The following is a 24,569-nucleotide window of genomic DNA, read 5'->3' as shown; positions in this document are numbered from 1 at the left end:
CCCATGGGCGAGGGCGCAGCCGAAGACAACGACCAGGCGGGCAGGGCAAATGCCCAGCAGCGGATTGCGCAGTGGGTCCGCGACTATAGCCGCCTGCCCGGCATCCCCGACGAGTTCCTGGGGCCCGACGGTGCGCCGCGCGCGGTCTGGAGCCGCTTCTTCGACGCCTTCGGCGCGCTGGCGCCCGACGAGATCGAGCGCCGCTTCGGCATGGCCGATCGCCATCTCCGCGAGGCCGGCGTCACCTACCGCGCGCCCGGCGATAGCGCCGACCGGCCCTGGTCGATCAGCCATCTGCCGCTTTTGATCGACGAGGCCGACTGGCAGCAGCTTTGCGCCGGCATCACCCAGCGCGCCGAGCTGCTCGAGCGCGTGCTGCGCGACATTTATGGCGAGGGGCGCCTCGTGGCCGAAGGCGCGCTCCCGGCCGCGGCGATCGCCGGCAGTCCCGAATATCTCCGTCCGGTCTGCGGCGTGCCGCCGCCCGGCGGACGTTATCTCTCGATCTATGCCGCCGATGTCGGCCGCGGGCCCGACGGCCGCTGGTGGGTGCTCGGCGACCGCACCCAGGCGCCATCGGGTGCGGGCTACGCGCTGGAGAACCGCCTGGTGCTGTCGCGCGCCTTCTCCGATCTCTACAAGTCGATGAACGTGCCGCGCGTCGCGCCGTTCTTCGAGGCGTTCCGCGACAGCTTGCGCGCGCGCGCCGATCGCGACGAGCCCAGGATCGGCGTGCTCACCCCCGGCAGCTTCAGCGAGACCTATTTCGAGCACGCGACGCTGGCGCGCTATCTCGGCTTCCTCCTGGTCGAGGGCGACGACCTCGCGGTCAGCGACGACCGCGTCCACATTCGCACCGTCGCCGGCCTGAAGCGGCTGGATGTGCTGTTGCGCCGGGTCGATTCCAACTCGCTCGACCCGCTCGAGCTCGATGCCTCCTCGCGGCTCGGTGTGCCCGGCCTGATCGACGTGCTGCGCAAGGACGGCGTCGTCGTCGCCAACATGCCAGGCTCGGGCGTTTTGGAGGCGCGGGCGCTGCTCGGCTTCCTGCCGGCGCTGAGCCGCCGCCTGCTCGGCGAAGACCTGAAGATGCCGCACATCGCGACCTGGTGGTGCGGCCAGCGCGTGGCGCGCGACGAGGTGCTGGCGCGGCTCGAGGAGGTCGCGATCGAAGGCGCCTATCGACGCGGCGTTCCCGGTTTCGACAGCAATGGTCCGGTGCTCGCGAGCGAGCTCGACGTCAGCGCCCGGCAGCGCTTGATCGATGCGATCAGCGCGCGCGGCATGGACTATGTCGGCCAGGAGGTGGTGCGGCTCTCGACCATGCCGGTGTGGGAGCACGGGCAGCTCACGCCGCGCCCCTTCGTGCTGCGCGTGTTCGCCGCCGCCACGCCGGACGGCTGGGCCATCATGCCCGGCGGCTTCTGCCGCATCGCCGAGCAGCCGGACGCGCGCGCGGTGTCGATGGGCGACGGCGCGCGCGCCGCCGACGTCTGGGTCGTCTCCGACAAGCAGGTCGCGACCGCGACGCTCCTGCCGGCGACCGACAAGGTGCGCATCCGCCGCATCGCTGGCGTGCTGCCCAGCCGCGCCGCCGACAATCTGTTCTGGCTCGGCCGCTATCTCGAGCGCGCCGAGGCGACGCTGCGGCTGCTGCGCGCCTTGGGCTCGCCGAGCGGGCCGAACAAGGGCACGGCGGCCTCGGTGCAATCGGCCGAACGCATCCAGCGCCTCCTTGTCGCCTGGGGCGCGGTCTCGCAATCCTCGCGCACGGCCGCGGGGCGTATCGTCGCCGAAGCGCTGCAGGGCGCGGAGCGTTTCGGCTCGGCCCTGTCGCTGGTGAGGGCGGCGCAGCGCACGGCGACCTCCTTGCGCGAGCGGCTGTCGCCCGATGCCTGGCAGGTGATCACCGAGATGGCCGAGCGCCTCGCCATCGAGGTGGAGGACGACGACAGCGTGCTGAGCGCCGCCGAGCTGACCTTGCAGGAGCTGGCGAGCTTCGCAGGCCTCGCGCAGGAGAACATGAACCGCGCCGCCGGCTGGCGCTTCCTCGACATCGGCCGCCGCATCGAGCGCGCCATCAACACCACGCGCTTCACCCGTCAGTTCGCCTATGACGAGGCCGGCGACGAGGATCTCGACATCCTGCTGACGCTGGTGGATTGCCAGATCACCTACCGCTCGCGTTATCTGCTGGCGCCCATTCTGGCCCCGGTGCGCGACCTCGCGGTGCTCGACGGCTACAATCCGCGTTCGGTGGCGTTTCAGGTCACGACGCTGAACGAGCACATTGCGGCGCTGCCGAGCCTGAAGGAGCATGGCCTGATCGAGAAACCGCAGCGTCTCGCCGTGGCGATGCAGGCGATGCTCGCGACCGCCGAGGCCGAGAAGCTCGAGGTCAAGACGCTGTTCGCCCTGGAGCAGGATCTGCTCAGCCTCGGCGAGGCGATCGGGCAGCACTACTTCCCGCACGGTCCCAATGCCAGCCGGCCGGAAAAGCTGACGGGGCTGGCGTGATCTACGACATCCGTCACGTCACCACCTACGAGTACGAGAATCCCGTCAGCTTCGCCCGCTGCACGCTGCGGCTGGAGCCCAGAAGCGGCGGCGGCCAGGAACTGATCTCGCACGAGGTCGAGATCCATCCGCGCCCGGCCGAGCGCAATGTGCGGCGCGACTTCTTCGGCACGTTGACCGAGAGCGTGACGATCGAAGCCGCGCATCGCAATCTGCGCATCGACTCGCGCTCGCGTGTCTCGGTGTCGCGCAAACCGCCGGCGCGAGATGCGGTCAGCCCGCCCTGGGAGAGCGTCCGCGACACCGCGTTCGAAGCCACCAGCCTCGGGCCGTCCTCGCCGGTCGGTTATGTCTTTGCCAGCCCCCTGGTGCCGGTGCTGCGCCCGGTCAGCGCCTATGCGGGGATGAGCTTTCCGCCCGGCGCGGGCATCCTCGCCGGCGCCGTCGACCTGATGCGACGCACCCGCGGCGAGTTCCGCTACGATCCGAAGGCGACCGTGATCTCGACACCGCTCGAGGAAGTCTTCGACAAGCGTCACGGCGTCTGCCAGGACTTTGCCCATGTGATGATTGCCGGGCTGCGCGGGCTCGGCCTGCCGGCCGCCTATGTCAGCGGCTATCTGCGCACCATTCCGCCGCCGGGCCAGCCGCGGCTGCAAGGTGCCGACGCCACCCATGCCTGGGTGTCGCTCTGGTGCGGGGCCGAGCTTGGCTGGATCGATCTCGATCCGACCAACGATCTCCTCGTCGGCAACGATCACATCGTGCTCGCAATGGGACGCGATTTTTCCGACGTCTCGCCGGTCGACGGCATCATCGTCGGCTCGCCCAAGCAGAAGCTCGGCGTCGCCGTCGACGTGCTGCTGGTGGAGTAGGGTGGGTACTCAAAGAGTCGGCTTATGACCCCGTTGCGGAAGTTGACGTGAGCTGTGCGGCCGCGCGGCTCAATCACACACTTCCGCTGTGCCCTCCCACCGCGTACTCGTACGACAGTGCCTTCTGTCCGACAACCGGACCTTACCAGCCGGCAGCCCGGGATCAGATAGTTGATGCAGTCCAGTTCGGTGCCATGCCCGGCGTAATAGACCACCGCGACCTCGGCATCGCGCGCCTTACTGCCAAAGTCGCGCAGCGTCCTGCGCATCTCCGAAACATTGAGTTCGAGCTTGATGTTAACATTATCGAACCCGGCCCTCCTGCATGCCGGCGACTAATGCGGCATCGTTCGTGGGGTTCGCCAGCTTCGCGCCGAGTTACCGATCACCAGCGCGCCGCGCTTTTCAGCGTGTGCGGAGCTATAGCCCAACCAGACTGCACAATATCAATAAGGCGATTAGCCGAAGCAGGCCCTAGCGCCGTGTCGGGAACACGGACGAACTTCTGCCGGCGGCGATTCGCTGATTTAATTGTTAGACCTGTTATTAATATTGTCATTATACTAATAACTGGCAGACTCGGAAGAGACAGATAGGTCTAAATAGTTGCGATGCGCGCCTGCAGCAGCACTACTTGCCTCCGTCAACGTTGTTTAGTTGGGACGTCATCGGCCGGGGAGACTTATGCAAGAGAGAGCAAGCGCCGCCAATCGGCTACCGGTCACCGTGCTCAGTGGATTTCTGGGTTCGGGGAAGACGACATTGCTCAACCACGTGCTGAGGAATCGCGGGGGCCTCCGAGTTGCAGTCATCGTCAATGACATGAGTCAGTTGAACGTAGATGCGGATCTGGTTCGCAACAGTGGCGCGAACCTATCGCATACCACCGAAACACTCGTGGAGCTCAGCAATGGTTGCATATGCTGCACGCTGCGCGACGATCTCCTGGTGGAGGTCAGGCGGTTGGCCGAGGAGCGGCGCTTTGACTATCTTCTGATTGAAGGGACCGGGATTTCTGAACCTCTCCCTGTCGCGGCAACTTTCTCCTTTCGCGACGAAGCCGGCGTCTCGCTCTCCGATCTTGCGAAACTCGACACGATGGTGACCGTCGTGGACGCGACGGACTTGCTCGCCAAGTATAGCAGTCGCGATCTTTTGCGCGACCACGGCGAGCTACGTGATGCCTCCGACGTTCGTACGGTCGTCGATCTCCTAGTTGAGCAGATCGAATTCGCTGATGTAGTCGTCATCAACAAGGTGTCAGAAGTGACCGAGGCGACGCGAGCGGACGTGCGCAAGGTGGTTGCCGCGCTCAATCCCCGGGCACGCACAATCGAGACCGACTTTGGCGACGTTCCTCTCCACACAATTCTTAACACCGGCCTCTTCAATGAAGCCAAGGCTGCGACACATCCTCTCTGGAACAAGGAGCTGTACAATCCCGCTTGCCATGTGCCGGAGACCGAGGAGTACGGCATATCCAGTTTCGTCTACTTGGAAAGACGTCCGTTCGATCCCGTCAGTCTCTTGTCCTTTCTCAATAAACCCTGGCCAGGCGTATTGCGCGCCAAAGGACATTTTTGGCTTGCGACCCGCCCGGATTGGGTGGGTGTTCTCTCCGTCGCAGGGATGCAGCGTCGATGCGAGCCCATGGGACATTGGTGGGCGACGGTCCCGAAGTCGACGTGGCCAAGCCATCCTCAGGTCCAACAACATCTCGATCACCAATGGGACAACACCTGGGGCGATCGCCGCCAGGAGCTTGTGTTCATCGGTTCAGGCATGGACGAAGTGTCCATCCGAGCTTCGCTGGATGCCTGCCTTGCCGATTCGGAGAATGGGTTCGATCCCCAGAGTTGGCGCAATCTCAGCGATCCCTTTCCGCCCTGGCAATATCCTGATCACGTAAGCTAGGCGGCGCCGGGCGCTTTGCATTTTAGCTACATCAAGACGGCCAGATGGCGAGTATGTGATATGAAAAATCTTGATATTTAATATTTAATAAGTTAAAATGTGCGCTTTAATTCGGCGGAATTGAATTTTGGGCAATCATGGCAGCCGCTACCAGTAACGGTGCAACCGCAGCCGAAAGGCAGATCGAGCAGTGCGGCTTCCCGCTCGCCTACTGGTTCAGAGCCCCGCCTGTCAGTCCAAAATTGGCTCGTTCGCGAACATTGGGGATGTCCCTCCGACATCCACGTCATCGTCTAGGTGACGGGCATCAGAATCTTTCATTCACACTCTCACATCTCTCGCGAGGATGTCATGAGGTCCTTGTACGAAAAGTCTGGCTTGAGCCAGTTGGCTTTCGGATTGCGGACTTGGCCACGGACCCTGCACCGGAGGAGCATTTGGGCGTCAGATCCAGAGGCTAAGGACGAGCTGCTGCCAACGCACCCCGTGCGCAATCCGCTTGAAACGGACCTGCGCGCCTCAGATGCCACTGCACTATCTTTATCCAATTTGGCTTCGAGCGCCGAATTGCCGAGGGTAACCGCAGGATGGCGAACGCCAACCTCTGCGGCAGCCGACCAAACGACCTCAAATCCGGTCGTCATTCTTGGTCGGATTCCCTCGGCGGCCTTGGCTCCGAGTATCGTTGGATCGTCGGGGATTCCAGCGGCCGCGCAGGTTTGTGGTTGCGGCTACTTCATTGCTCCAACACGATTGCTCGATCAAAGTGCAGCCCACATCGGGCAGTTGCAAGGTAATCGTTTATCTGGTGGAGCGGACTTCGTGCTGACCGGCCAGACCGGAATCATGGGAGCCTCCACCAGTGCCGACATGCCATTGCAGCAGGTTACGCCTCTTATCAACTGGAACGCGCTGCCAGGTGGAGGAGAGACCGGTACCGGGACGGCAACCAGCCCAATTGGAATTCTGTCCGGCTCGGTGACAACCGCAAAGGCTCCCCCAGCCGGCCGGCAGGCCGCCACAACGGAGTCCACCAGCAGTCTCGCGGCTGCAGCGACTTCCACAAACCCAATTGTTCTCGAGAACCAGAAGCCGGGAAACCCACAAAGCGAATGGGATATCGTTGGCGCGGGCAGTTCGAATATCGAAGGTTTCGCCACCGACATCAGCGTCAATCGGGGTAACCGGGTCGACTTCAAGATCAATACGAATTCATCAAACTACCGGATCGACATCTACCGCCTCGGCTACTATGGCGGCATGGGAGCGCGAAAGGTCGCCACCATCCAGCACACGGGCGTGCAGAACCAGCCTACGCCGCTGCGCGACGCGGCGACCGGCCTGGTCGATGCCGGCAATTGGTCCATCTCAGCCTCCTGGGATATTCCCGCCGATGCCGTGTCCGGCGTCTATATTGCAAAGCTCGTGCGCCAGGACGGAACTGCCGGCGCCAATCACATCCCCTTCATCGTTCGAGACGACAGCAGCACCAGCGATGTGATCTTCCAGACCTCGGATACAACCTGGCAGGCCTATAACGGCTGGGGTGGTGCAAATTTCTATGGCGGCAACGGTCCCGCGACCGGTCAAGGCGCCGGGCGCGCCTACGCGGTGAGCTACAACCGGCCGATCGCCACCCGCGGCAACGTCGGGACCTATGCCGGCCCGCAGGACTATTTGTTCGGCGCTGAGTATTCTGCGATCTACTGGCTGGAGCAGAATGGTTACGACGTCTCCTACATGTCGGGAGTCGATGCCGATCGTTACGGCAGTCTCCTCCTCAACCACCAGCTCTATCTCGACGTTGGTCACGACGAGTATTGGTCAGGGCAGCAACGCGCCAATGTCCAGGCGGCCCGCGATGCCGGCGTGAATCTTGCGTTCTGGAGCGGCAACGAGATGTATTGGCGCACGCGCTGGGGTAACAGCATAAGCAGCGACGCCACCGCCTACCGCACCTTGATCTCCTATAAGGAGACTTTTTCACCAGGAGCGTCGATTGATCCAAGCGACCAGTGGACAGGAACGTTCCGTGATCCGCGCCTCAGCCCGCCGGCGGTCGGCGGGGGAATCCCGGAAAATGCCCTGATCGGACAGATGTTCCAGGTCGATGATGTCGGCCAAGGCAGCGGCCTCCAGTCAATCACAATTCCCTATGACGACGCTAACCTGCGCTTCTGGCGCAATACCAGCGTTGCCAATCTTCAGCCCGGGCAAACGGCAACGCTGACCAAGAACTATCTTGGCTATGAGTGGGATGAAGCGCCTGACAACGGATTCGATCCAGCCGGCCTGGTTCGGCTTTCCTCGACAACCATTCCGGTCAATACCTATCTGCTTGACTATGGCAACACGACCGGAAGTGGCGTTTCAACCCATAACCTGACCCTCTATCGCGCTCCGAGCGGCGCATTAGTCTTCGGCGCCGGTACGGTCTACTGGGCATGGGGCCTGAGCGACAATCACGACCTAGCGCCGACGCCGACCGATCCGCGCGTGCAACAGGCTATGATCAATCTGCTCGCCGACATGGGGATTCAACCGGGAACGCTCCAACCGGGGATGGTCGCGGGTACCGGCTCGACGGACTCGACAGCTCCGACCTCCACCATCAACGCCCTGGCAAATTTCAGTGCCGGAAATACGGTCACGATTTCCGGCACGGCAGCCGATGTGGGCGGCGGCGTGATCGCCGGCGTGGAGGTCTCGACCGATGGTGGGCTGAGCTGGCAGAACGCGATTGGCGATGAGACGTGGACTTATACCTGGGCGCCGCAAGTTGCCGGGACCTACACGATCAAATCACGCGCGGTGGACGACAGCATCAATCTGGAAACGCCTTCGGCGGGCCGCACGGTGACCGTGAGCGCGCCGTCCTTCATCTCGCTCTTTCCTGGCTCGGCGACCCCCGCCACAGTCAACACCATAGATGCCAGCGCCGTCGAGCTCGGTGTGAGGTTTCAGACGTCGACTGCCGGCACCGTAAGCGGAATCCGCTTCTACAAGAGCAGCCAGGATACAGGCACCCACACGGGTGAACTCTGGACCAGCACCGGCACCTTGCTGGCAACCGCCACGTTTACAAACGAAACGACAAGCGGTTGGCAGAGCGTGACCTTCTCCAACCCGGTCCCGCTGACGGCAGGCACCACCTATGTCGCGTCTTATCACACGAACGTAGGCCACTACTCCTCCAGCGTGAACTACTTCACGAGCAATGTGACCAGCGGTCCGCTGACCGCCCTCGCCAATGGTAACGGCGTCTATACCTACAGCAGCAACAGGGCATTCCCGACCACCACGTTCCAATCGACAAATTTCTGGGTTGACGTCATGTTCAACCCTTCCACCACCAATTCCGCGCCGGTGGCTACGAACGATACCGGGCCGACCGTGACGCAAAATACGCCCATGACGATCACTGCGGCGTCGCTGATCGCCAACGACAGCGACCCCAATGGGGACGCCCTAACCATAAGCGGAGTAAGCGCAGCGACAAACGGCACCGTGGTCCTCAACACGCAACCCAATCCGCAGAATAACAACATCACATTCACGCCCGCCGCCGGCTATACCGGTCCGGCCAGCTTCAGCTACACGATTTCGGACGGGCGCGGCGGTACGGCCACTGCCAGTGTCAGCCTCACGGTGGTACCGCCCGGTGCGGCTCCCGTCAGCCTGTTCAGCGCGTCAAATATACCAGCGCAGACCAACCTCAATGACGGATCGCAGCTTGAAGTCGGGATGAAGTTCACGTCCTCCGTCGCCGGCCAGATCACGGCTCTCAAATTCTACCGCAGCGCCGGCGACACTGGTCCCGACGTGCTTGATCTCTGGACGTCAACGGGCACCCGACTTGCTACCGCCACCTTCACCAATACGTCGGTCAGCGGGTGGCAGACCGTTACCCTGCCGTCCCCAATTTCGATCGCCGCCAACACGACCTATGTTGCTTCTTATCACACCACCGGCTCCTATGTGGCCACCAGCAACTACTTCACCACGGCTGTCACCAACGGCCCATTGACCGCGCTTTCGACTACGACGGCCGGCGGCAACGGCGTCTATTCCTATGGCGGCACCAGCACGTCCGGCATCTTCCCGACCAGTACCTATAACGCCGCCAACTACTGGGTCGATGTTGTGTTCGCGCCGTCCGGCGGCGGCAACCAGCCACCGGTTGCCAACAACGATAGCGGCTACACCACCACCCAGAATACCGCACTGACGATTGCGGGCAGCGCGCTGCTCGCCAACGACTCCGATCCCAATGGCGGCACTCTCACAATCACCGGCGTGAGCGGCGCCGTCAACGGCACCGTCAGCTTCAACAGCCAAACCAATGTAGTTACCTTCACGCCGACTACCGGCTATACCGGTGCGGCATCCTTCAGCTATGCCATTGCCGACGGACAGGGCGGAACCGCAACTGCCACGGTCAGCCTGACGGTAAATACCGCAACGAACCAGCCGCCGGTAGCTAGCAACGACAGCGGCTACAGCACCACGCGGGACACGGCTCTCACGATTGCCGCGTCGGCCCTGCTTGCGAACGACACCGATCCGAATGGCGACCCGCTGACGATCACGGGCGTGAGCGGCGGCGTCAACGGTACCGTCAGCTTCAATGCCCAGACCAATCGCGTCACCTTCACGCCGACCACCGGCTACACCGGCGCTGCATCCTTCAGCTATGCCATCTCGGATGGTCGCGGCGGCACCGCAACTGCAACGGCTAATTTGACAGTGACCCCGCCGACAGTGAGCCTGTTTTCAAGTTCCGACACGCCGGCCATTCTCTCGGATCCTGACGCGGCCCAGGTCAATCTCGGGGTGCGTTTCACGTCATCCGCGGCCGGCACCATCAGCGGCATCAAGTACTACAAGGGTACCGGCGACACCGGCACCCATACGGGGTCATTATGGAGCAGCACGGGCACGCTGCTCGCGACCGCGACGTTCACGAACGAAACCAGCAGTGGATGGCAGACCGTCATCTTCAACAATCCGGTTTCGATCGCCGCCGGCACGACCTATGTGGCAAGCTACCACAGCAACGGGCACTACACGTCCACGAGCAACTACTTTACGGCCCCGCGCGTCAATGGTCCGCTCACAGCGCCCGCCGGCAACAATGGCGTCTACACCTACGGCACCGGCAATCTGTTCCCAACCAGCACCTTCGGGGCCACCAACTACTGGGTGGACGTGATGTATAGCCCCGCGAGCGGCGTCAACCGGCCACCAGTCGCGGCGAATGACTCCGGGTTCAGCGCTACTCAGAACACTGCGATCTCGATCCCGGCTTCGGCATTGTTGGCCAACGACACCGATCCCGACGGCGATGCCCTGACCATCACGGGCGTCAGCAACGGCGCCGGCGGCGTCGCGAGCTACAACGCGCAGACCAGCACCGTCACTTTCACCCCGAACTCCGGATATACGGGACCGGCGTCATTCACTTATGCAATCTCTGACGGTCGAGGTGGGACGGCAAGCGCGTCCGCCTCTCTCAACGTCAACGCAGCATCTGCGAGCATCGTAAGTCTGTTCAGCAATAATCCGACGCCGAGTGTGGTATCGGTCAATGATCCGAATTCGGTGGAGCTTGGGTTCAAATTCCGGGCGTCGAGCGCCGGCGATGTCACCGGGCTACGCTTCTACAAGGGCCCGTCGAACACCGGCACTCACACCGCCAATCTCTGGAGCAGCACCGGCACCCTGCTGGCCACCGCCACCTTCACCAACGAGACGGCGAGCGGCTGGCAGCAAGTCAACTTCGCCACACCGGTGACGATCACGCCAGGGCAGACGTATGTTGCATCCTATCATACGTCGGGAAACTACTCCGCCGATCCCAACTTGTTTAGCTCGGCGGTTAGCAACGGACCGCTGACTGCGCCATCCTCGGCTTCGAGCGGAGGCAATGGAGTGTATGCATATGGATCAAACAGCCTCTTCCCAACCGACACTTACAACTCAACGAGCTACGGTGTGGACGTTCTGTTCCGCCAGCAACTGACTGGCTAACGGGGGCAGCGCCCGTTTGCGTAGCGACTACGGTCAGATGGCAAGGACGCAATGCGGAGTACGCTCCATGACTTCAGTCGATGAATCATTACACTAGCTTATCCGAAATTCCTCCCACCGTGTCTCTACTAGAGCGCGGGTTGCGGTTGGTGCCGCAAGGGTCGCCTGAGCTCGTGTCGGCTACTGCATCGGGTTGTTTTTGCAGATTTTGAAATCAGGTCTCCTGCCCAAGCATCGCGATCGGCCTTACCCGGCGGACGGCAAAAGTTCTGGATCAAGGTGAAGAACCGCAGGAAATGGTCGGCGCCCGCCGGTCACCGCACCATGGTCTCGCGATCCATGCCTGACAGCCGCGTCAATACGGCGGCACGGGGCGCTGGTGCGTCCCGTGCCGGGGGATGTGAGGATGGTCAGCGCGCCGCGCCGGTCGTCTTCGGCAGCAGCTTCTGCACGTCAGCCGTCATGTCGGCGAGAACGGCCTCCGACTCCTTGGCGCGCGCGCCCGAGATGATCGAATTGAGATGATCCTTGATCACGTCGGTGATCTTCAGGCCGTTGTCGCCGGGGAAGGCGTACCATTTGGTGAGCAGCGCGAGTTGGCTGACCGCGGTGTAGTTGTTGGGGTTCTTGACGTAGAAATCCTTCAGATAGACCTCGTTGGCGACCTTGTTCGGCGGCATGTAGCCGGTCGTCTCCGCCATGATCGCAGCGCCCTTTGGGCCGGTCCAGAACTTCACCACCTCCCAGGCGGCGTCGCGCTTGGCCTTGTCCTTGGCGAGGATCAGCACGACGTTGCCGCCGGCCGGCAACCTGCCCTTCGGGGAGGCGACGTCCGGGAACGAAATTGTCTTCAGCGCGAACTTGCCGCCGGTCATCTGTGTGACCTTGTTGAGGTCCGAGGTCGAGGTGACGTGGAAGCCAGTCTTGCCGGCCGCGAACGCGGCGCGCATCGACGGCTGGTCGAGATTGGGCATGCCGGCCTCGTTGACGAGCCGCGCGATCGTGTTGATGGCGAACTTGCCCTCGGCTCCGTCGAAGGCGACCTTGGTCTCGTCGGCATTGAGCATGGTGCCGCCGCGCGCGAACACCGGCGCCTGCCACAGCCAGTTGCCGGTGATGTCCCAGGCATAGGTGACGCCGTTGTTGTCATTGCCGAGCGCCTTGATCTTCTTGGCCAGCGCGATCAGCTCGTCCCATGTCTTCGGCAAATTGTTCACGTCGCCGCCGGCCTGCTTCACCAGGTCAAGATTGACGTAGACGATCGGCAGCGAGATCGCGAAGGGCAGGGCGTAGACCTTGCCGCTGGCGGTGCCGATGTCGAACATCGCCTGGTGGAAGCCCTGCTTGTCGAAATCCTTTTCGGCAGCGATGTAGCCGTCGAGCTCGGCCGGGATGTTCTTGTCGACCAGGACGCGGATGCGGTTCAGGCCCTGGAAGGACACGTCCGGCATCTGGTTGGTCACGGCCTCGCGCAGCACCTTCTGGGTGCCGTCCTCGTAGGATTCGTAAGGCGCCCGCATGGTGACCTTGATCTCCGGGCGCACCTTGGCGAACTCCTCGGCGATGCGCTTGTGTGTCTCGGTGAACAGCTCCGGATAGGGATATTGCATCACGATCTCGGTCTGGGCCTGCGCGAGCGCAGATCCGGCCACGAGCGACAGAGCCGCTGCGGCGATGATGGACTTCAGCATGGATAGACTCCCTGTTTGAGGTGACGCGGTTACTTGATCCCGGTGAGGGTGATGCCTTCGATGAAGCGGCGCTGGGCAAAGAGGAAAGCGATGACGAGCGGCGCGATGATCACCATCGCGGCGGCCATCAGCGGGCCGTAGCTGGTGCCGGCCTCGCTGTTGCGGAAATGGGCGACCGCGAGCGGCGGCGTGCGCAAGTGCTCGCTGTTGAGCACGATCAGTGGCCAGAAATAATCGTTCCAATGCGCGACCACGGAGAAGATGCCGAAGGCGGTCACTGCGGGAATCGCGGCCGGCAGCATCACCCGCCAGACGATGCCGAATTCGGAGATGCCGTCCATGCGCGCGGCGTCGACGAGATCGTCGGGCACGGTCTTGAAGAACTGGCGCATCAGGAAGATGCCGAACACCGAGATCGTGAAGGGCAGCACCAGCGCGGCATAGCTGTCGAGCAGACCGATCTTGTGCAGCAGCAGGAAGACCGGGATCGCGGTCGCCTGCGGCGGGATCAGGATTCCGAACAGCACCAGGGCGAACAGCGTCTCGCGACCGAGGAAGCGGAGTTTTGCCAGCGCGTAGGCCGCCGGCAGCGCCACCATCACCTGCAGCACGAAGATCGAGACCGTGACGATGATTCCGTTGAGCAGGAAGCGCAGCAGATTGGCCTTGGCGAAGGCCTCGCGCAGATTCTCGACAAGCGCGAACTGGTGCGGGATCAGGTGCAATTCGCTGGAGAAGATCTCGGTCTGCGGCTTGGACGCGGTCGAGATCATCCAGATGAAGGGGGCCAGCATGAGCGCGGCGCCCGCGATCAGCAGCACGTGGCGGAGGATCGCCCGGAATGGGATGGGATGCGCGTTGGTCATGTGTAGTGCACGCCGCGATCGGCGAGCCTCGACTTGATCAGGGTGAGCGCGAGGACGAAGACCAGGAAGACCACGGTGATCGCCGCGGCGTAGCCCGAGCGGAAGAACTCGAATCCTTCCGTGTACATCGTGTGGATCAGGACCTCGGTGGATTTCGACGGGCCGCCCTTGGTCAAGACGTGCACGGTGTCGAACACCTGGAACGAGCGAATGCCGGAGATCACGACGACGAAGGTCGTGACCGGCCCCAGCATTGGCCAGGTCACGAGGCGGAAGCGCGCCCAGCCGCTCGAGGCGCCGTCGATTTCGGCCGCCTCGTAGAGCTGCTTGGGGATGGAGACGAGGCCGGCCAGGAACAGCACCATGTTGAAGCCGACGGCCTGCCAGATGCCGATCGCGCACAGCGCATAGAGCGCCGTGCTGCGGTCCTGCAGCCAGGCGAAGGCCGGCAGGCCGGCGCCGCGCAACAGCCCGTTCACCAGGCCGAACTGCGGATGCAGCATGAATTCCCACACCACCGCCATCGCGATCAGGGTCGCCATGACGGGCAGGAAATAGATCGTCCGGTAGAGGCTGCGCAGGCTGGTGCCGCTCTGGATCAAAAGCGCGATCGCAAGGCCGGCGATCACGGCGCCGGGCACCACGATCACGACGTAAGTCAGCGTGTTGCGCAGCGCGGTCCAGAACACCTTGTCGGCGAACAGGTCCTGGTAGTTGGCGAGCCCGATCCAGGAGAAATGCGGCGCGCCGAGCTGATAGTCGGTGAAGGAGAGGGCGATCACGCCGGCGAGCGGACCGAGCAGCATGACCAGCATGAGCGCGGCGGCCGGCGTCACCAGCGCGTAGGCGGCATGGCTCCGCCTGCTGCCATGGGCCGGCAGCGTGCGCCTCGTCGTGCCCGCGGGAGCAACAGTCGCCCCGATGGTGATGGAGCCGTCAGACATGGGCGGGCTCACGGATGCGCTCGGCCTGCTCCATTCTGAGCTCGATCCGTTTCCCGGCCGGATCGAACATCCGCACCGCGTCTGGTGCGAAGCCGAAGGCGACGGAGCTTGCCATCGCCGGCAAATGCTTGACGTCCGCGAGCCGCGCGATCAGGCGCGACCCGATGCCTTCGACCGCCAGATGCACGAAGGCCTCGGCGCCGAGATTCTCCAGATGGACGACGGTTCCGGAGAACGGCCCGGTGCCGAGCTCGATCCGCTCCGGACGGACCCCGATGCGGCAATCGCCGGCCGCCGCATTGCACGTAAGTTTCAAGGCGGTCCCCAGCACATCGACGCCGCCGTCCTTTCGGATCCGGCCGGGGAGAACGTTGATCTTGGGGCTGCCGATGAATTCGGCAACGCGGATGTCGCCGGGCTCGTTGTAGATCTCGGCCGGCGTGCCGGCCTGGATCAGCTCACCGCCCATCATGACGGCGATCCGGCTCGACATCGTCATCGCCTCGGCCTGGTCGTGCGTGACGTAGACGAACGTTGCCTTGAGGCGGCGATGCAGCTCGGCGAGCTCTGCGCGCATGTGGACGCGCAGCTTGGCGTCGAGATTGGAGAGCGGTTCGTCGAACAGGAAGGCCACCGGCTCGCGCACCATGGCGCGTCCGACCGCGACGCGTTGCCGCTGTCCGCCGGACAATTGTCCGGGCTTGCGCCGCAGCAATGGGCTGATGTCGAGCTGCTCGGCGATGCCTTCGATGTCGGCGCGAATGTGCCGTTCCTTGGCGCGCCGGCCCGGCAGCAGCGCACCCAGCAGTGGCAGTCGCTCGATCGCGGAGAGGCGCCGCATCCGCAGCGGCACCGCGATATTGTCGAAGGCGCTCAAATGCGGATAAAGCGCATAGGATTGGAACACCATCGCGAGGTTTCGCGCGCTCGGGCGAATGCCGTCCACGGGGCGGCCGTCGATGTGGACCTCGCCGGAATCTTGCGGCTCGAGCCCGGCAATGATGCGAAGCAGGGTCGACTTGCCGCAGCCGGACGGGCCGACCAGCGAGATGAACTCGCCGTCGGCGATGCGGAAATCGATGCCTTTCAGGACGTCGGTGCCGTCAAAGGACTTGCGGATTGCGGAAAGTTCGATTTGCGCCATGCGCGCTGATCCCCTGCTGGCCCGTTTGCGGCGCATGAGGAGTAGGAAGCGCGTCTGACATTCACATAACGGTCAATGGCCTTCCTTATGGTCATCCCAGGTTTTGCTTTCGCCCGGTCCGACGGGGAATATCATCTTGGGGTTGTTGTCGTGGCGTTGACGTCGTCGCGTGTCCGGGCGGTCAATGCGGTGTTCGAGACCGGCAGCTTTGCCGCTGCGGCAAGGCGGCTCGGGGTGTCGCAGCCGGCCGTTGCGCAGCTGGTGCGGGATCTGGAGGCCGAGTTCGGGGTGGCGCTGTTCGACCGGCAGGGCCAGACCCTGATCGCGACATCGCTGTGCCGGCGGCTCTATGCCGCGACGAGCCGCATGCAGGCGGTCGAAGCCGATGCGCTCGCCATCCTGCAGCAGCGCGATGAGCTCACGGGAGGTGAGCTTCGCATCGGGCTCGGCAACGCTATGCCCGGCATGGCGTTGATCGCGGCGTTCCGCAACCTCTATCCGAAGATCCAGATCAACATCGAGATCGGCAGCTGGTCGGCGATCATGGCCGCGGTGGTCGACCAGCGCGTCGACGTCGCCGTATTGCCGGAGGTGCCGCAGGACAACCGCTTCCGGCGCGAGCCCTGCGTGCAGCAACGCGTCGTTGCGATCTGCCATCCCGTTCACGACCTCAGCCGCCAGTCGCGCGTGTCCATCGCCGGCCTCATGCAATATCCGCTGGTGTTCCGGACCCGGGATTCCGCGACCCAGCGCGCCGTCGACCGGGCGTTTCGCGCCCTCAACCTGCGCGCCAGTCCGGCGATCATCGTCAATACGCGCGAGGGGATGCTGGAGGCGGTCGCCAACCGGCTTGGTGTCGGCTTCGTCTGGGAGCACGGCTCGAGCCGCATCGACCGGATCGCGAAGGTGGCGATCGCGGAAATCGAGGCGGAGTCGCCCGAATACATCTTCTCGCTGGCGGGCAAGCGCGGCAAGCTGGTCGAGCTGTTCTACCTGGCCCGAAGCCTTTCGCGCCCGGCCGACGGCGCCGATATCCTGGCCGCGCCCTGAGCGGCGGCCGCCTTCCCGCCGCTTTGGGTTGTGCTGAACTGTGACGGCAACCGTGATGTTGCGCAGCGGGACGGTAAGGTATTTGCGTATTTTCCGTCCCCGAAGTTTGGTTACCCGGCCCAAGATGGGCTATGCTCCCCGCTGCGTCGACGACAAGAATGAGACGTCGGGAGATGGCATGGGATACCAGCGGCGGACGGGGCTGCGTCCATGATAACCTTACCCAGACTGGCAGCTGAATCGCTGGAGCAGTTCCTCGGCAACTTCATGCGCCGCCGGTACGATGAGACTTCCGCAAGCATCGTTGCAAGCGCAACCCGTACCGCGATGGAATGCATCGGCAACAGCGATGCGCTCTACCACAATATCGAGCATACGATGCTGGTGACCCTGGCCGCCCAGGCGATCCTCCGCGGCCGAAGCCTTCATACCCATCTTTCGGCGGAAGATTACGTTCATGTCCTGATCGCCTGCCTCGCCCACGACATCGGCTATGTCCGCGGCCTGTTCGAGGAGGATGACGCCGACGGCTTCGTCATCGACGCCGCCGACAACAAGATCTCGTTGCCGCGCGGCGCGTCGGACGCGAGCCTGATGATGTATCACGTCGACCGTTCGAAGCTGTACGTGACGCGGCGGCTCCGCCATATCCCGGGAGTCGATCCGGAGCGCGTTGCCCGCGCCATCGAGGGGACGCGCTTTCCCGCCCGTGAAGGCCAGGAATACGACGACGAAGCCTCGATCCTGCGTGCGGCCGACTTCATCGGCCAGCTCGGCGATCCCAACTATCTGCGCAAGGCCAACGCGCTCTATTACGAGTTCGAGGAGGTCGGCATCAACCGCCAGCTCGGCTACGACTCGCCCGCCGACATCGTGAACCGCTACCCGCAATTCTATTGGAACAGCGTTGCTCCGCACATCCAGACCGAGATCGGCTATCTCAACAAGACCGAGATCGGCCGGCAATGGATCGCCAACCTCTACAGCAACGTGTTCCGCGCCGAGCGCGACATCTCGCTGTCCGGTCCGCAGAAATAGGCCCCTTGTAGCCTCGTAGCCCGGATGGAGCGTAAGCGAAATCCGGGATTCGCGGATACAGGCGTCCCCGCATTGCGCTTCGCTCCATGCGGGCTACACGAGCTCTGCGCAACGAGATCATCCGTGAGCAAATCATGCAACAAAAAACCATCATCACTGATATCCTCGACATCGCTTATCGCGAATACGGTGCGCCGGACGGCTGGCCCTGCATCATGGGACATGGCTTTCCCTATGACGCGAACGCCTATGCCGAGACCGCGCCGATCCTCGCCGAGGCCGGCGCCCGCGTGCTGGTGCCCTGGCTGCGCGGTTACGGGCCGACGCGGTTCCGCTTCGCCGAGACGCTGCGCTCCGGCGAGCAGGCGGCGCTCGGCGCCGATCTCCTGGCCTTCATGGATGCGCTCGGGATCAAGCGGGCCATCGTCGGCGGCTATGATTGGGGCGGGCGCGCCGCCTGCGTGGTTTCGGCGCTCCATCCGGAGCGCGTGATCGGTCTCGTCTCCGGCAATTCCTACAACATCCAGAACATCGCCCTCGCCATGGAGCCGGCCTCGCCGCCGGAGGAGGCGGCGTTCTGGTATCAGTATCTCTTCCACAATGAGCGCGGCCGCCGCGCCTTGGAGCGCAACCGCCGCGGCTTTGCCCGTCAGCTCTGGACGATGTGGTCGCCGAAATGGGCCTTCGATGACGCGACGTTCGAGACAAGCGCCGTGTCATTCGACAACCCTGACTTCGTCGACGTCGTGATCCATTCCTACCGCCATCGCTACGCGCTGGTGGCGGGCGATCCCGCCTATGCGGGGATCGAGGCAAAGCTCGCCGCGCAGCCGCCGATCCGTGTCCCCTCGATCGCGATCGACGGCGACAGCGACGGCGTCAACCCCGGCACCGCCCACCACGCGCGCAAGTTCGAGGGATTTTTCGAGCGGCGCGTCTTCACCGATGCCGGTCACAATTTGCCGCAGGAGCGGCCGGCCGAATGGGCGCAGGCCGTGATCGACGTGCGGAAAGCGGCTGCGTCATAGGCGGCCCCGAGGCGCCCTCGGCGCACCTCATCATGAGGGGATTGGCGGGTCGGCACTAGGCCCTCCACCCGTTCCCCCAAATTTCCCCGACTTTCGGGAACCTTTTCCGATTGCGGCCGTCCAAGCTGTGGCCCGCTTCCATATGCGGGCTCGTTGCAGGGGAGAAGCTTGATGAAGTCACAAGTGCGCAAGCTGGAACGTGTCGCGGTGGCGCAGGCGCCGTCCGATCGGCCTGAGAGGGCGGAGGTCGAACAGGCGATCCGGACCATGATCCGCTGGGCCGGCGATGATCCCGCGCGCGACGGTCTGCGCGAGACACCTGATCGCGTCGCACGCGCTTTCGAGGAGTATTTTTCGGGGTACGCGCAGGACCCGACGGAAATTCTGCAGAAGACTTTCGAGGAAATCGAAGGCTATGACGAGATGATCGTGCTGCGCGGCGTTCGCTTCGAGAGCCATTGCGAGCACCACATGGCGCCGATCGTCGGCCGCGCCTGGGTCGCCTATATTCCGCAAGGGCGCGTGGTCGGCATCTCCAAGCTCGCACGCGTGGTGGACGTCTACGCAAAACGGCTCCAGATCCAGGAGAAGATGACCGCGCAAATCGCCAATACCATCAACGATGTGCTCAAGCCTGAAGGCGTCGGGGTCATTATCAAGGCGACGCATCACTGCATGACCACGCGCGGCGCGCACAAGCCCGGGACCGATCTCGTCACCAGCCGTATGCTGGGTGTGTTCCGCGACAATGCGCTGACGCGCCAGGAACTGCTGGGGCTCGCCAGTTCGGACGATTGACCTGCGCTCGGCGCTGACCCGCCGCATTCGATCTTGATTTGCGTCAAGGTTGCGGCAGGCGAGGTCTGCTCTGCTGGGTGTTGTCTCGGTCGGGTGCGTGCTATCATGGCGTGTGCCCGGGGGCTTCGCATGCAGGAGTGGCCCATGACAACTGCGTCAGATACGTCTCATCCGTCCGGTCTCGGCTGGGGAATGGCTGCGCTACACGCCAAATGGGGCTGGATCGTCGCGCTCGGCGTCGTCTACCTGATTGCCGGCTTCGTCGCGCTCGGCAGCATGGTGATGGCGACGGTGGCGAGCGTGATCGTGGTCGGCGCAATGATGATCGTCGCCGGCGTCACCGAGGTGATCGGCGCATTCCAGATGAAGAGCTGGGGAAAGTTCCTGATCTGGGCCTTGCTCGGTGTGCTCTACATCGTTGCCGGCTTCCTCACCTTCGCGAACCCGCTCTTCGCCGCGGTTCTGCTCACGCTGTTCCTCGGCGCCTCGCTGCTGGCCTCCGGCGCGGTCAGGCTGTTTCTCGCCTTCAGCATGAAGCGCGAAAGCCCGTGGGGCTGGGTGGCGGTGTCGGCCGTCGTCACGCTGCTGCTCGGGCTGCTGATCCTGGTGCGCTGGCCGGTGAACAGCGTCTACATCCTCGGCCTGTTCCTCGGCATCGACCTGATCATGGCCGGTGCCGGATGGGTCAGCTTGGGCTTCGCCTTGAAGCGGCGCGGCTAAAGCATGATCCGGAAAAGTGCCGAAGCGGTTTTCCGGAAAGCTCATGCGTCAAGAACAACCTGACGCACGATGACGATTCATCAAAATCTCGTCGCGCTTCAGGCGATGCCATCAGCAACTCGACGCAAGACCATCTTGATGAACTCCGCTGATCTGACGCGCTGACAAGAAGCAGCGCGCCGCGCGGTCGTTTCGCCGCGGCGACAATCATTGGGGAGAAACCATGAAAGCCGCTTTGGCCCTGGCCGCAGCGCTGGCTGCCGCCTGCTTGTCCGCTCCTGTCTCCGCGCAAAAATCCTACGGTCCTGGAGTTAGCGACACCGAGATCAAGATCGGCAACACTATGCCCTATAGCGGCCCGGCATCGCCGCTCAGCATCACGGGACGGGTGATCTCCGCCTATTTCGACGAGATCAACGAGAAGGGCGGCGTTGGCGGCCGCAAGCTCAACCTGATCTCGCTCGACGATGCCTTCTCGCCGCCCAAGACCATGGAAGCCGCGCGGCGCCTCGTCGAAGGCGACGGCGTCGCCTTCATCTTCGCCACCATGGGCACGGCGCCGAGCTCGGCGATCGCAAAATAGCTCAACAGCAACAAGGTGCCGCAGATCTTCCTGATCAGCTCGGCCTCGAAGTGGAACGATCCCGCCAACATGCCTTGGTCGATCGCGCTGCCCTGGGCGCCGAACTACACCAGCGAGGCTGCGATCGACGTCGCCTATGCCCGCGCCAGGAACCCGAATGCGCGCTTTGCGGTGCTCTACCAGAACGACGACGCCGGCAAGGAATATCTTCGCGGCGTCAAGGAGGCGCTCGGTGCCGACGCCGACAAGGCGATCGCGATGGCCTCGAGCTTCGAGGTCGCCGATCCCACCGTCGATTCCCAGGTCCTGACGCTCGCCAATACCAAGGCCGACGTCTTCATGATCTATTCGGTGACGCCGCGCGCCTGCGCGCAGGCGATCCGCAAGGCGCACGAAGTCGGCTGGCAGCCGACGCGCTTTCTGGCCTCCGGCTGCGCCAACAAGGCTACCGTGATGGCGCCCGCTGGCCTGGAGGCCGGCAAGGGTGTGCTGTCGCTCGGCGCGCTCAAGCCGTTCGTCGAGGCGCCGAAGGACGATCCGGCGATGACGGCCTATATCGACTTCATGAAGAAGCGCCTGCCCAATGCCGACATCAACAACGTCGCCGGCCTCTATGGCTACACCGTCGCCGAGGCGCTGGTGGCGCTGCTGAAGCAGTGCAAGGACAATCTGACGCGCGAGAACATCATGGCGCAGGCCGCGAATCTGAAGAACGTGCCGCTGTCGCTCCTGATGCCCGGCATCACCCTCAACACCACGCCGCAGGATTTCCGCCCGATCAAGGACGGCTACATGCTCCAGTTCGACGGCAACGACTGGGTTATCGCGAGCGAGCTGTTGCGCGGAACGTGAGGGACGGCCGATGTAGCGGCGGCGTAGACGGTGCACCCTCTCCCCTTGCGGGAGAGGGTGCACCGCCGACTAAGTGCCCGCAACAACCTATCCGCTCTGCTATCGACAAGGCTGGATGGGAACCGAGCGCTGGATCGTCGCTAGGCCAGCGCCTGAACAACTCGTATAGAAAGCGTCAGTTCGATCGGGATAAAAGTAGGCGAGACGGAACGCGCCAGGCGTAGAATCCCCCCTATCAGAGACGTCCGGCACCTGGAATGGTTGAAAAAACAGTAAAGCTGCGGCGTTGGTCGATACTCCGCCGCAGGCTACCCGCGCGGGGACCAGTCTCTTCTCGTTAACGTTCTGGCTTTTTACGCATTTCATCGCTTGCGCTTGAGCTGTACCCGTGAACGCTGCAGTTGCGAGCAGAAATAAAATGGTTCGCATTGATCTTTCTCCTATGGTCGTCGCACAGCGCTCCGAAGGCGCTCAATCTCAAATGACCTATCTAGCTCTTTGTGATCTCCGAGCGCGTCTGGTCCAATGGTGATCAGGAGTTCGTCGGTCGTCGTTCTACTTCCGCTAAGGAACGGCGCGTTGGGATTTGCGATAACGTTGACGAAGTGCCAGGTGGGCGTGATATCTCCCCCGGCTACGACCTCGAAGGTTACGTGATGCGTTATAGTCTCGAACGGACCGTTCTTAATCCTCTCGGAAAGAGTTCGTGACGAGTCCCAAGTCTCAAGTGCGGCCTTCAGCGTTTGATGGATACCGAGATTGCCAGCAATAGGCTCGCGAACTCCAGTCTCGTTCGTAATGACATCGCAGTATTGCGGCGGGCGCTCACGAAATGAAATCTTCTTTCCATCCAATAGTTCTTTAAAGGGCAGAAAGTAGGTCATCGTCATTTCGCGTGTCCCAGCCGTAGAGCCGCTGGCGCCAGCCGCGATCGTGAAAACAGTTGGTGGAGCATCCGCCGTGAGGCCGGGGCTGATTGTGCTTTTGTCCAACGCTCGAATCGTAAGCGCGATCTTCGCAGCCCAACTGTAGAGCATCGCCCGCTTAGGGTCGTTAGGCCCGTACTCGCGGGCTACAGCATTATAAAGCTCGCACCTCACATGCTCAGCGATGCCTTTGACAAAATTACGGAAATCATTGTCGCTGGCATAACTAAGTCGCATGACCGGCAGGGTGGACCCGCAGCTGCCCAAAAAAACTGACAACAAAACCCCCGCGACAGAAAGCACTCGCCTCATCGCACTGCCCCCAATGCGCAGAAAATCTCTTTAGGTAATTCCGGAAGTATACATCCATCGGTTGTCTCGTCCAGTGCGCCAGGATCCGTTTGATCAAGATTATCTGCAAATGAATGCCTAGCTCCGCCAAGCGTTAGGCGACCCATTGTACAGATCCTCCTCACGACCGATAAACTATTCTGGCGCAGTCCTATTGCGTCTCAAGGCCATCACCAGTCGTGCGTCTATCCCCAATGCACGGCCAGTTGGACAGGGAAGATGGTGCCGAGGCGCGTACGAGCAAGGCATCCAACCGTATCCCTGAAGGGAGCCCTCGGCCGGCCCCTCCGTTGCGCGTCCGCTAACTCCTCGTTTCCCGTCCGGCCGCGATTGGCGCAGCAGCTGGTAAGACCAAATGGGAGATAGTCAAATGAAAGCAATCAGAAGATCCAGGCGCCACATGCGTTTTATGTGGTCGAGGATGAAGGCGACAGTGCCTTCTGGACCAAGATCGGCGCCGCATGGCCGCACCGGGACGGCAAGGGCTTCAACATCCAGCTCAGCTGTATGCCCCTGCGTCTCATCGTCCGCGAGCCGAAGGCTGAGGAGGCGGGGCGATGAGCCCCGCTGCCTCGCGGCAGCTCCGCAATACAGTCGTCAACGGAGACTGTGTTGCGGTGATGCGCCGAATGGAAGCCGCAAGCGTGGACTTCATGCTCACCGATCCGCCCTACCTCTGCCGCTACAAATCGCGCGATGGGCAGACCATTGCCAACGATGACCGCGTTGGCTGGCTTGAGCCAGCGTTCAGCGAAATGTACCGCGTTCTGAAGCCTGGTGCATTCTGCGTCAGCGTCTACGGCTGGCATGCAGCTGATAAGTTTATCGGTGCTTGGCGCAAGGCTGGCTTCCGCATTGTCGGACATACAGTCTTCAGGAAGCGCTACGCTTCTCAGTCAGCTACATGCGATCCGAGCACGCGCGGGCCTACCTGCTTGCCAAGGGCTACGCCGCCCTACCCGCCCGGCCGGTGCCTGACGTCATCGACTGGAGCTACACGGGTAATCGGCTGCATCCGACAGAAGCCGATCAAGGTCTTACGTCCGCTTATTGAAGCGTTCTGTTCCGATGACGGTATCGTATTGGACCCGTTCTGCGGGTCCGGATCGACGCTGGCCGCAGCAAGGCACGCCGGACATTCGGCTGTTGGCATTGAATTAGATGCCGGGCACTGGCAAACAGCAGCCCTGCGACTACATTTCATATTCAGCGACGCAGCGGCGTGCAACTAAGGCAGCCGCA

At 62.9% G+C, this 24,569-nt stretch carries 16 protein-coding genes and 2 pseudogenes; 12 read left to right on the top strand and 6 right to left on the bottom strand.

Annotated features, from left to right (window positions below; translation table 11 throughout):
• Positions 1-3: 3 nt before the first annotated feature.
• Together GA0061099_RS01215 and GA0061099_RS01210 are read left to right on the top strand one after the other, a co-directional pair.
• A complete protein-coding gene (locus tag GA0061099_RS01215) occupies positions 4-2,517 on the top strand; it encodes a circularly permuted type 2 ATP-grasp protein (protein ID WP_036023056.1) in 2,514 nt (837 codons plus the stop codon).
• Positions 2,514-3,392, top strand: coding sequence for a transglutaminase family protein (locus GA0061099_RS01210; RefSeq protein WP_036023057.1), 879 nt, complete (start codon positions 2,514-2,516; stop codon positions 3,390-3,392). The genes GA0061099_RS01215 and GA0061099_RS01210 overlap by 4 nt, the downstream gene beginning before the upstream one ends.
• 158 nt (positions 3,393-3,550) lie before the next feature.
• On the opposite strand, the pseudogene GA0061099_RS41995 reads toward GA0061099_RS01210, so the two are convergent.
• A pseudogene (locus GA0061099_RS41995) lies at positions 3,551-3,823 on the bottom strand (caspase family protein); the annotation flags it as partial.
• Positions 3,824-4,076: 253 nt separating this feature from the next.
• On the opposite strand from GA0061099_RS41995, the gene GA0061099_RS01200 reads away from it, so the two are divergent.
• Both GA0061099_RS01200 and GA0061099_RS01195 read left to right on the top strand, forming a co-directional pair.
• Complete coding sequence (locus GA0061099_RS01200; protein WP_036023058.1) at positions 4,077-5,306, top strand: GTP-binding protein; 1,230 nt, start codon at positions 4,077-4,079, stop codon at positions 5,304-5,306.
• Between the two features lie 486 nt (positions 5,307-5,792).
• Positions 5,793-11,336, top strand: a complete 5,544-nt coding sequence (locus tag GA0061099_RS01195) for a DUF4082 domain-containing protein (RefSeq protein ID WP_225139529.1) — start codon at positions 5,793-5,795, stop codon at positions 11,334-11,336.
• A 410-nt stretch (positions 11,337-11,746) separates the two neighbouring features.
• Here the strand turns inward: GA0061099_RS01195 and GA0061099_RS01190 are convergent, their stop codons facing one another.
• The 4 genes from GA0061099_RS01190 to GA0061099_RS01175 are packed head-to-tail and all read right to left on the bottom strand — an operon-like array spanning position 11,747 to position 15,981.
• Positions 11,747-13,027 (bottom strand): ABC transporter substrate-binding protein, encoded by a 1,281-nt coding sequence (locus GA0061099_RS01190; protein ID WP_036023061.1) that lies wholly within the window; start codon positions 13,025-13,027, stop codon positions 11,747-11,749.
• Between the two features lie 29 nt (positions 13,028-13,056).
• Entirely contained in the window at positions 13,057-13,893 is an 837-nt protein-coding gene (locus tag GA0061099_RS01185; RefSeq protein ID WP_036023062.1) for a carbohydrate ABC transporter permease, read from the bottom strand.
• Complete coding sequence (locus GA0061099_RS01180; RefSeq protein WP_036006139.1) at positions 13,890-14,837, bottom strand: carbohydrate ABC transporter permease; 948 nt, start codon at positions 14,835-14,837, stop codon at positions 13,890-13,892. Before GA0061099_RS01180 ends, GA0061099_RS01185 begins: the two co-directional genes overlap by 4 nt.
• The gene (locus GA0061099_RS01175) at positions 14,830-15,981 is read right to left on the bottom strand and encodes an ABC transporter ATP-binding protein (protein ID WP_036023063.1); all 1,152 of its coding nucleotides are present in this window, start codon (positions 15,979-15,981) and stop codon (positions 14,830-14,832) included. Before GA0061099_RS01175 ends, GA0061099_RS01180 begins: the two co-directional genes overlap by 8 nt.
• A 150-nt stretch (positions 15,982-16,131) precedes the next feature.
• Between GA0061099_RS01175 and GA0061099_RS01170 the strand changes: the two genes are divergently transcribed.
• From GA0061099_RS01170 to GA0061099_RS01145, 6 genes and pseudogenes are all read left to right on the top strand, one after another.
• Positions 16,132-17,031: a LysR family transcriptional regulator gene (locus tag GA0061099_RS01170; RefSeq protein ID WP_074447495.1), complete on the top strand. Its 900-nt coding sequence runs from the start codon at positions 16,132-16,134 to the stop codon at positions 17,029-17,031.
• A gap of 210 nt (positions 17,032-17,241) precedes the next feature.
• A complete protein-coding gene (locus tag GA0061099_RS01165; RefSeq protein WP_036023069.1) occupies positions 17,242-18,069 on the top strand; it encodes an HD domain-containing protein in 828 nt (275 codons plus the stop codon).
• 134 nt (positions 18,070-18,203) lie between these two features.
• Positions 18,204-19,097, top strand: coding sequence for an alpha/beta fold hydrolase (locus GA0061099_RS01160; protein WP_036023109.1), 894 nt, complete (start codon positions 18,204-18,206; stop codon positions 19,095-19,097).
• A 171-nt stretch (positions 19,098-19,268) separates the two neighbouring features.
• Positions 19,269-19,895: a GTP cyclohydrolase I FolE gene (folE, locus tag GA0061099_RS01155; RefSeq protein ID WP_036023070.1), complete on the top strand. Its 627-nt coding sequence runs from the start codon at positions 19,269-19,271 to the stop codon at positions 19,893-19,895.
• Positions 19,896-20,039: 144 nt separating this feature from the next.
• A complete protein-coding gene (locus GA0061099_RS01150) occupies positions 20,040-20,615 on the top strand; it encodes an HdeD family acid-resistance protein (RefSeq protein ID WP_036023073.1) in 576 nt (191 codons plus the stop codon).
• A 223-nt stretch (positions 20,616-20,838) separates the two neighbouring features.
• A pseudogene (locus GA0061099_RS01145) lies at positions 20,839-22,050 on the top strand (ABC transporter substrate-binding protein).
• Positions 22,051-22,490: 440 nt separating this feature from the next.
• On the opposite strand, the gene GA0061099_RS01140 reads toward GA0061099_RS01145, so the two are convergent.
• Entirely contained in the window at positions 22,491-23,279 is a 789-nt protein-coding gene (locus GA0061099_RS01140) for a hypothetical protein (RefSeq protein WP_141697545.1), read from the bottom strand.
• 459 nt (positions 23,280-23,738) lie between these two features.
• Here GA0061099_RS01140 and GA0061099_RS41000 point away from each other — a divergent pair, with 459 nt between their 5' ends.
• Both GA0061099_RS41000 and GA0061099_RS01135 read left to right on the top strand, forming a co-directional pair.
• Complete coding sequence (locus tag GA0061099_RS41000; RefSeq protein ID WP_157785985.1) at positions 23,739-23,888, top strand: hypothetical protein; 150 nt, start codon at positions 23,739-23,741, stop codon at positions 23,886-23,888.
• Positions 23,885-24,559 carry a DNA methyltransferase gene (locus GA0061099_RS01135; RefSeq protein WP_225149893.1) on the top strand — a complete coding sequence of 225 codons (675 nt, stop codon included), beginning with the start codon at positions 23,885-23,887 and terminating at the stop codon, positions 24,557-24,559. Before GA0061099_RS41000 ends, GA0061099_RS01135 begins: the two co-directional genes overlap by 4 nt.
• Positions 24,560-24,569: the final 10 nt, after the last annotated feature.

The organism is Bradyrhizobium yuanmingense (assembly GCF_900094575.1).
In the GTDB taxonomy this organism is placed as follows: domain Bacteria; phylum Pseudomonadota; class Alphaproteobacteria; order Rhizobiales; family Xanthobacteraceae; genus Bradyrhizobium; species Bradyrhizobium yuanmingense.
The sequence above is the reverse complement of the archived record's forward strand: the minus strand, read 5'-3'. Positions and strand labels throughout refer to the sequence as shown.

Excerpts from the sequence above, each read along its gene's own strand:
- GA0061099_RS01215 (WP_036023056.1), top strand. The coding sequence starts at position 4 with ATGGGCGAGGGCGCAGCCGAAGACAACGACCAGGCGGGCAGGGCAAAT.
- GA0061099_RS01200 (WP_036023058.1), top strand. The coding sequence starts at position 4,077 with ATGCAAGAGAGAGCAAGCGCCGCCAATCGGCTACCGGTCACCGTGCTC.
- GA0061099_RS01190 (WP_036023061.1), bottom strand. The coding sequence starts at position 13,027 with ATGCTGAAGTCCATCATCGCCGCAGCGGCTCTGTCGCTCGTGGCCGGA.
- GA0061099_RS01185 (WP_036023062.1), bottom strand. The coding sequence starts at position 13,893 with ATGACCAACGCGCATCCCATCCCATTCCGGGCGATCCTCCGCCACGTG.
- GA0061099_RS01180 (WP_036006139.1), bottom strand. The coding sequence starts at position 14,837 with ATGTCTGACGGCTCCATCACCATCGGGGCGACTGTTGCTCCCGCGGGC.
- GA0061099_RS01175 (WP_036023063.1), bottom strand. The coding sequence starts at position 15,981 with ATGGCGCAAATCGAACTTTCCGCAATCCGCAAGTCCTTTGACGGCACC.
- GA0061099_RS01165 (WP_036023069.1), top strand. The coding sequence starts at position 17,242 with ATGATAACCTTACCCAGACTGGCAGCTGAATCGCTGGAGCAGTTCCTC.
- GA0061099_RS01160 (WP_036023109.1), top strand. The coding sequence starts at position 18,204 with ATGCAACAAAAAACCATCATCACTGATATCCTCGACATCGCTTATCGC.
- folE (WP_036023070.1), top strand. The coding sequence starts at position 19,269 with ATGAAGTCACAAGTGCGCAAGCTGGAACGTGTCGCGGTGGCGCAGGCG.
- GA0061099_RS01150 (WP_036023073.1), top strand. The coding sequence starts at position 20,040 with ATGACAACTGCGTCAGATACGTCTCATCCGTCCGGTCTCGGCTGGGGA.
- GA0061099_RS01135 (WP_225149893.1), top strand. The coding sequence starts at position 23,885 with ATGAGCCCCGCTGCCTCGCGGCAGCTCCGCAATACAGTCGTCAACGGA.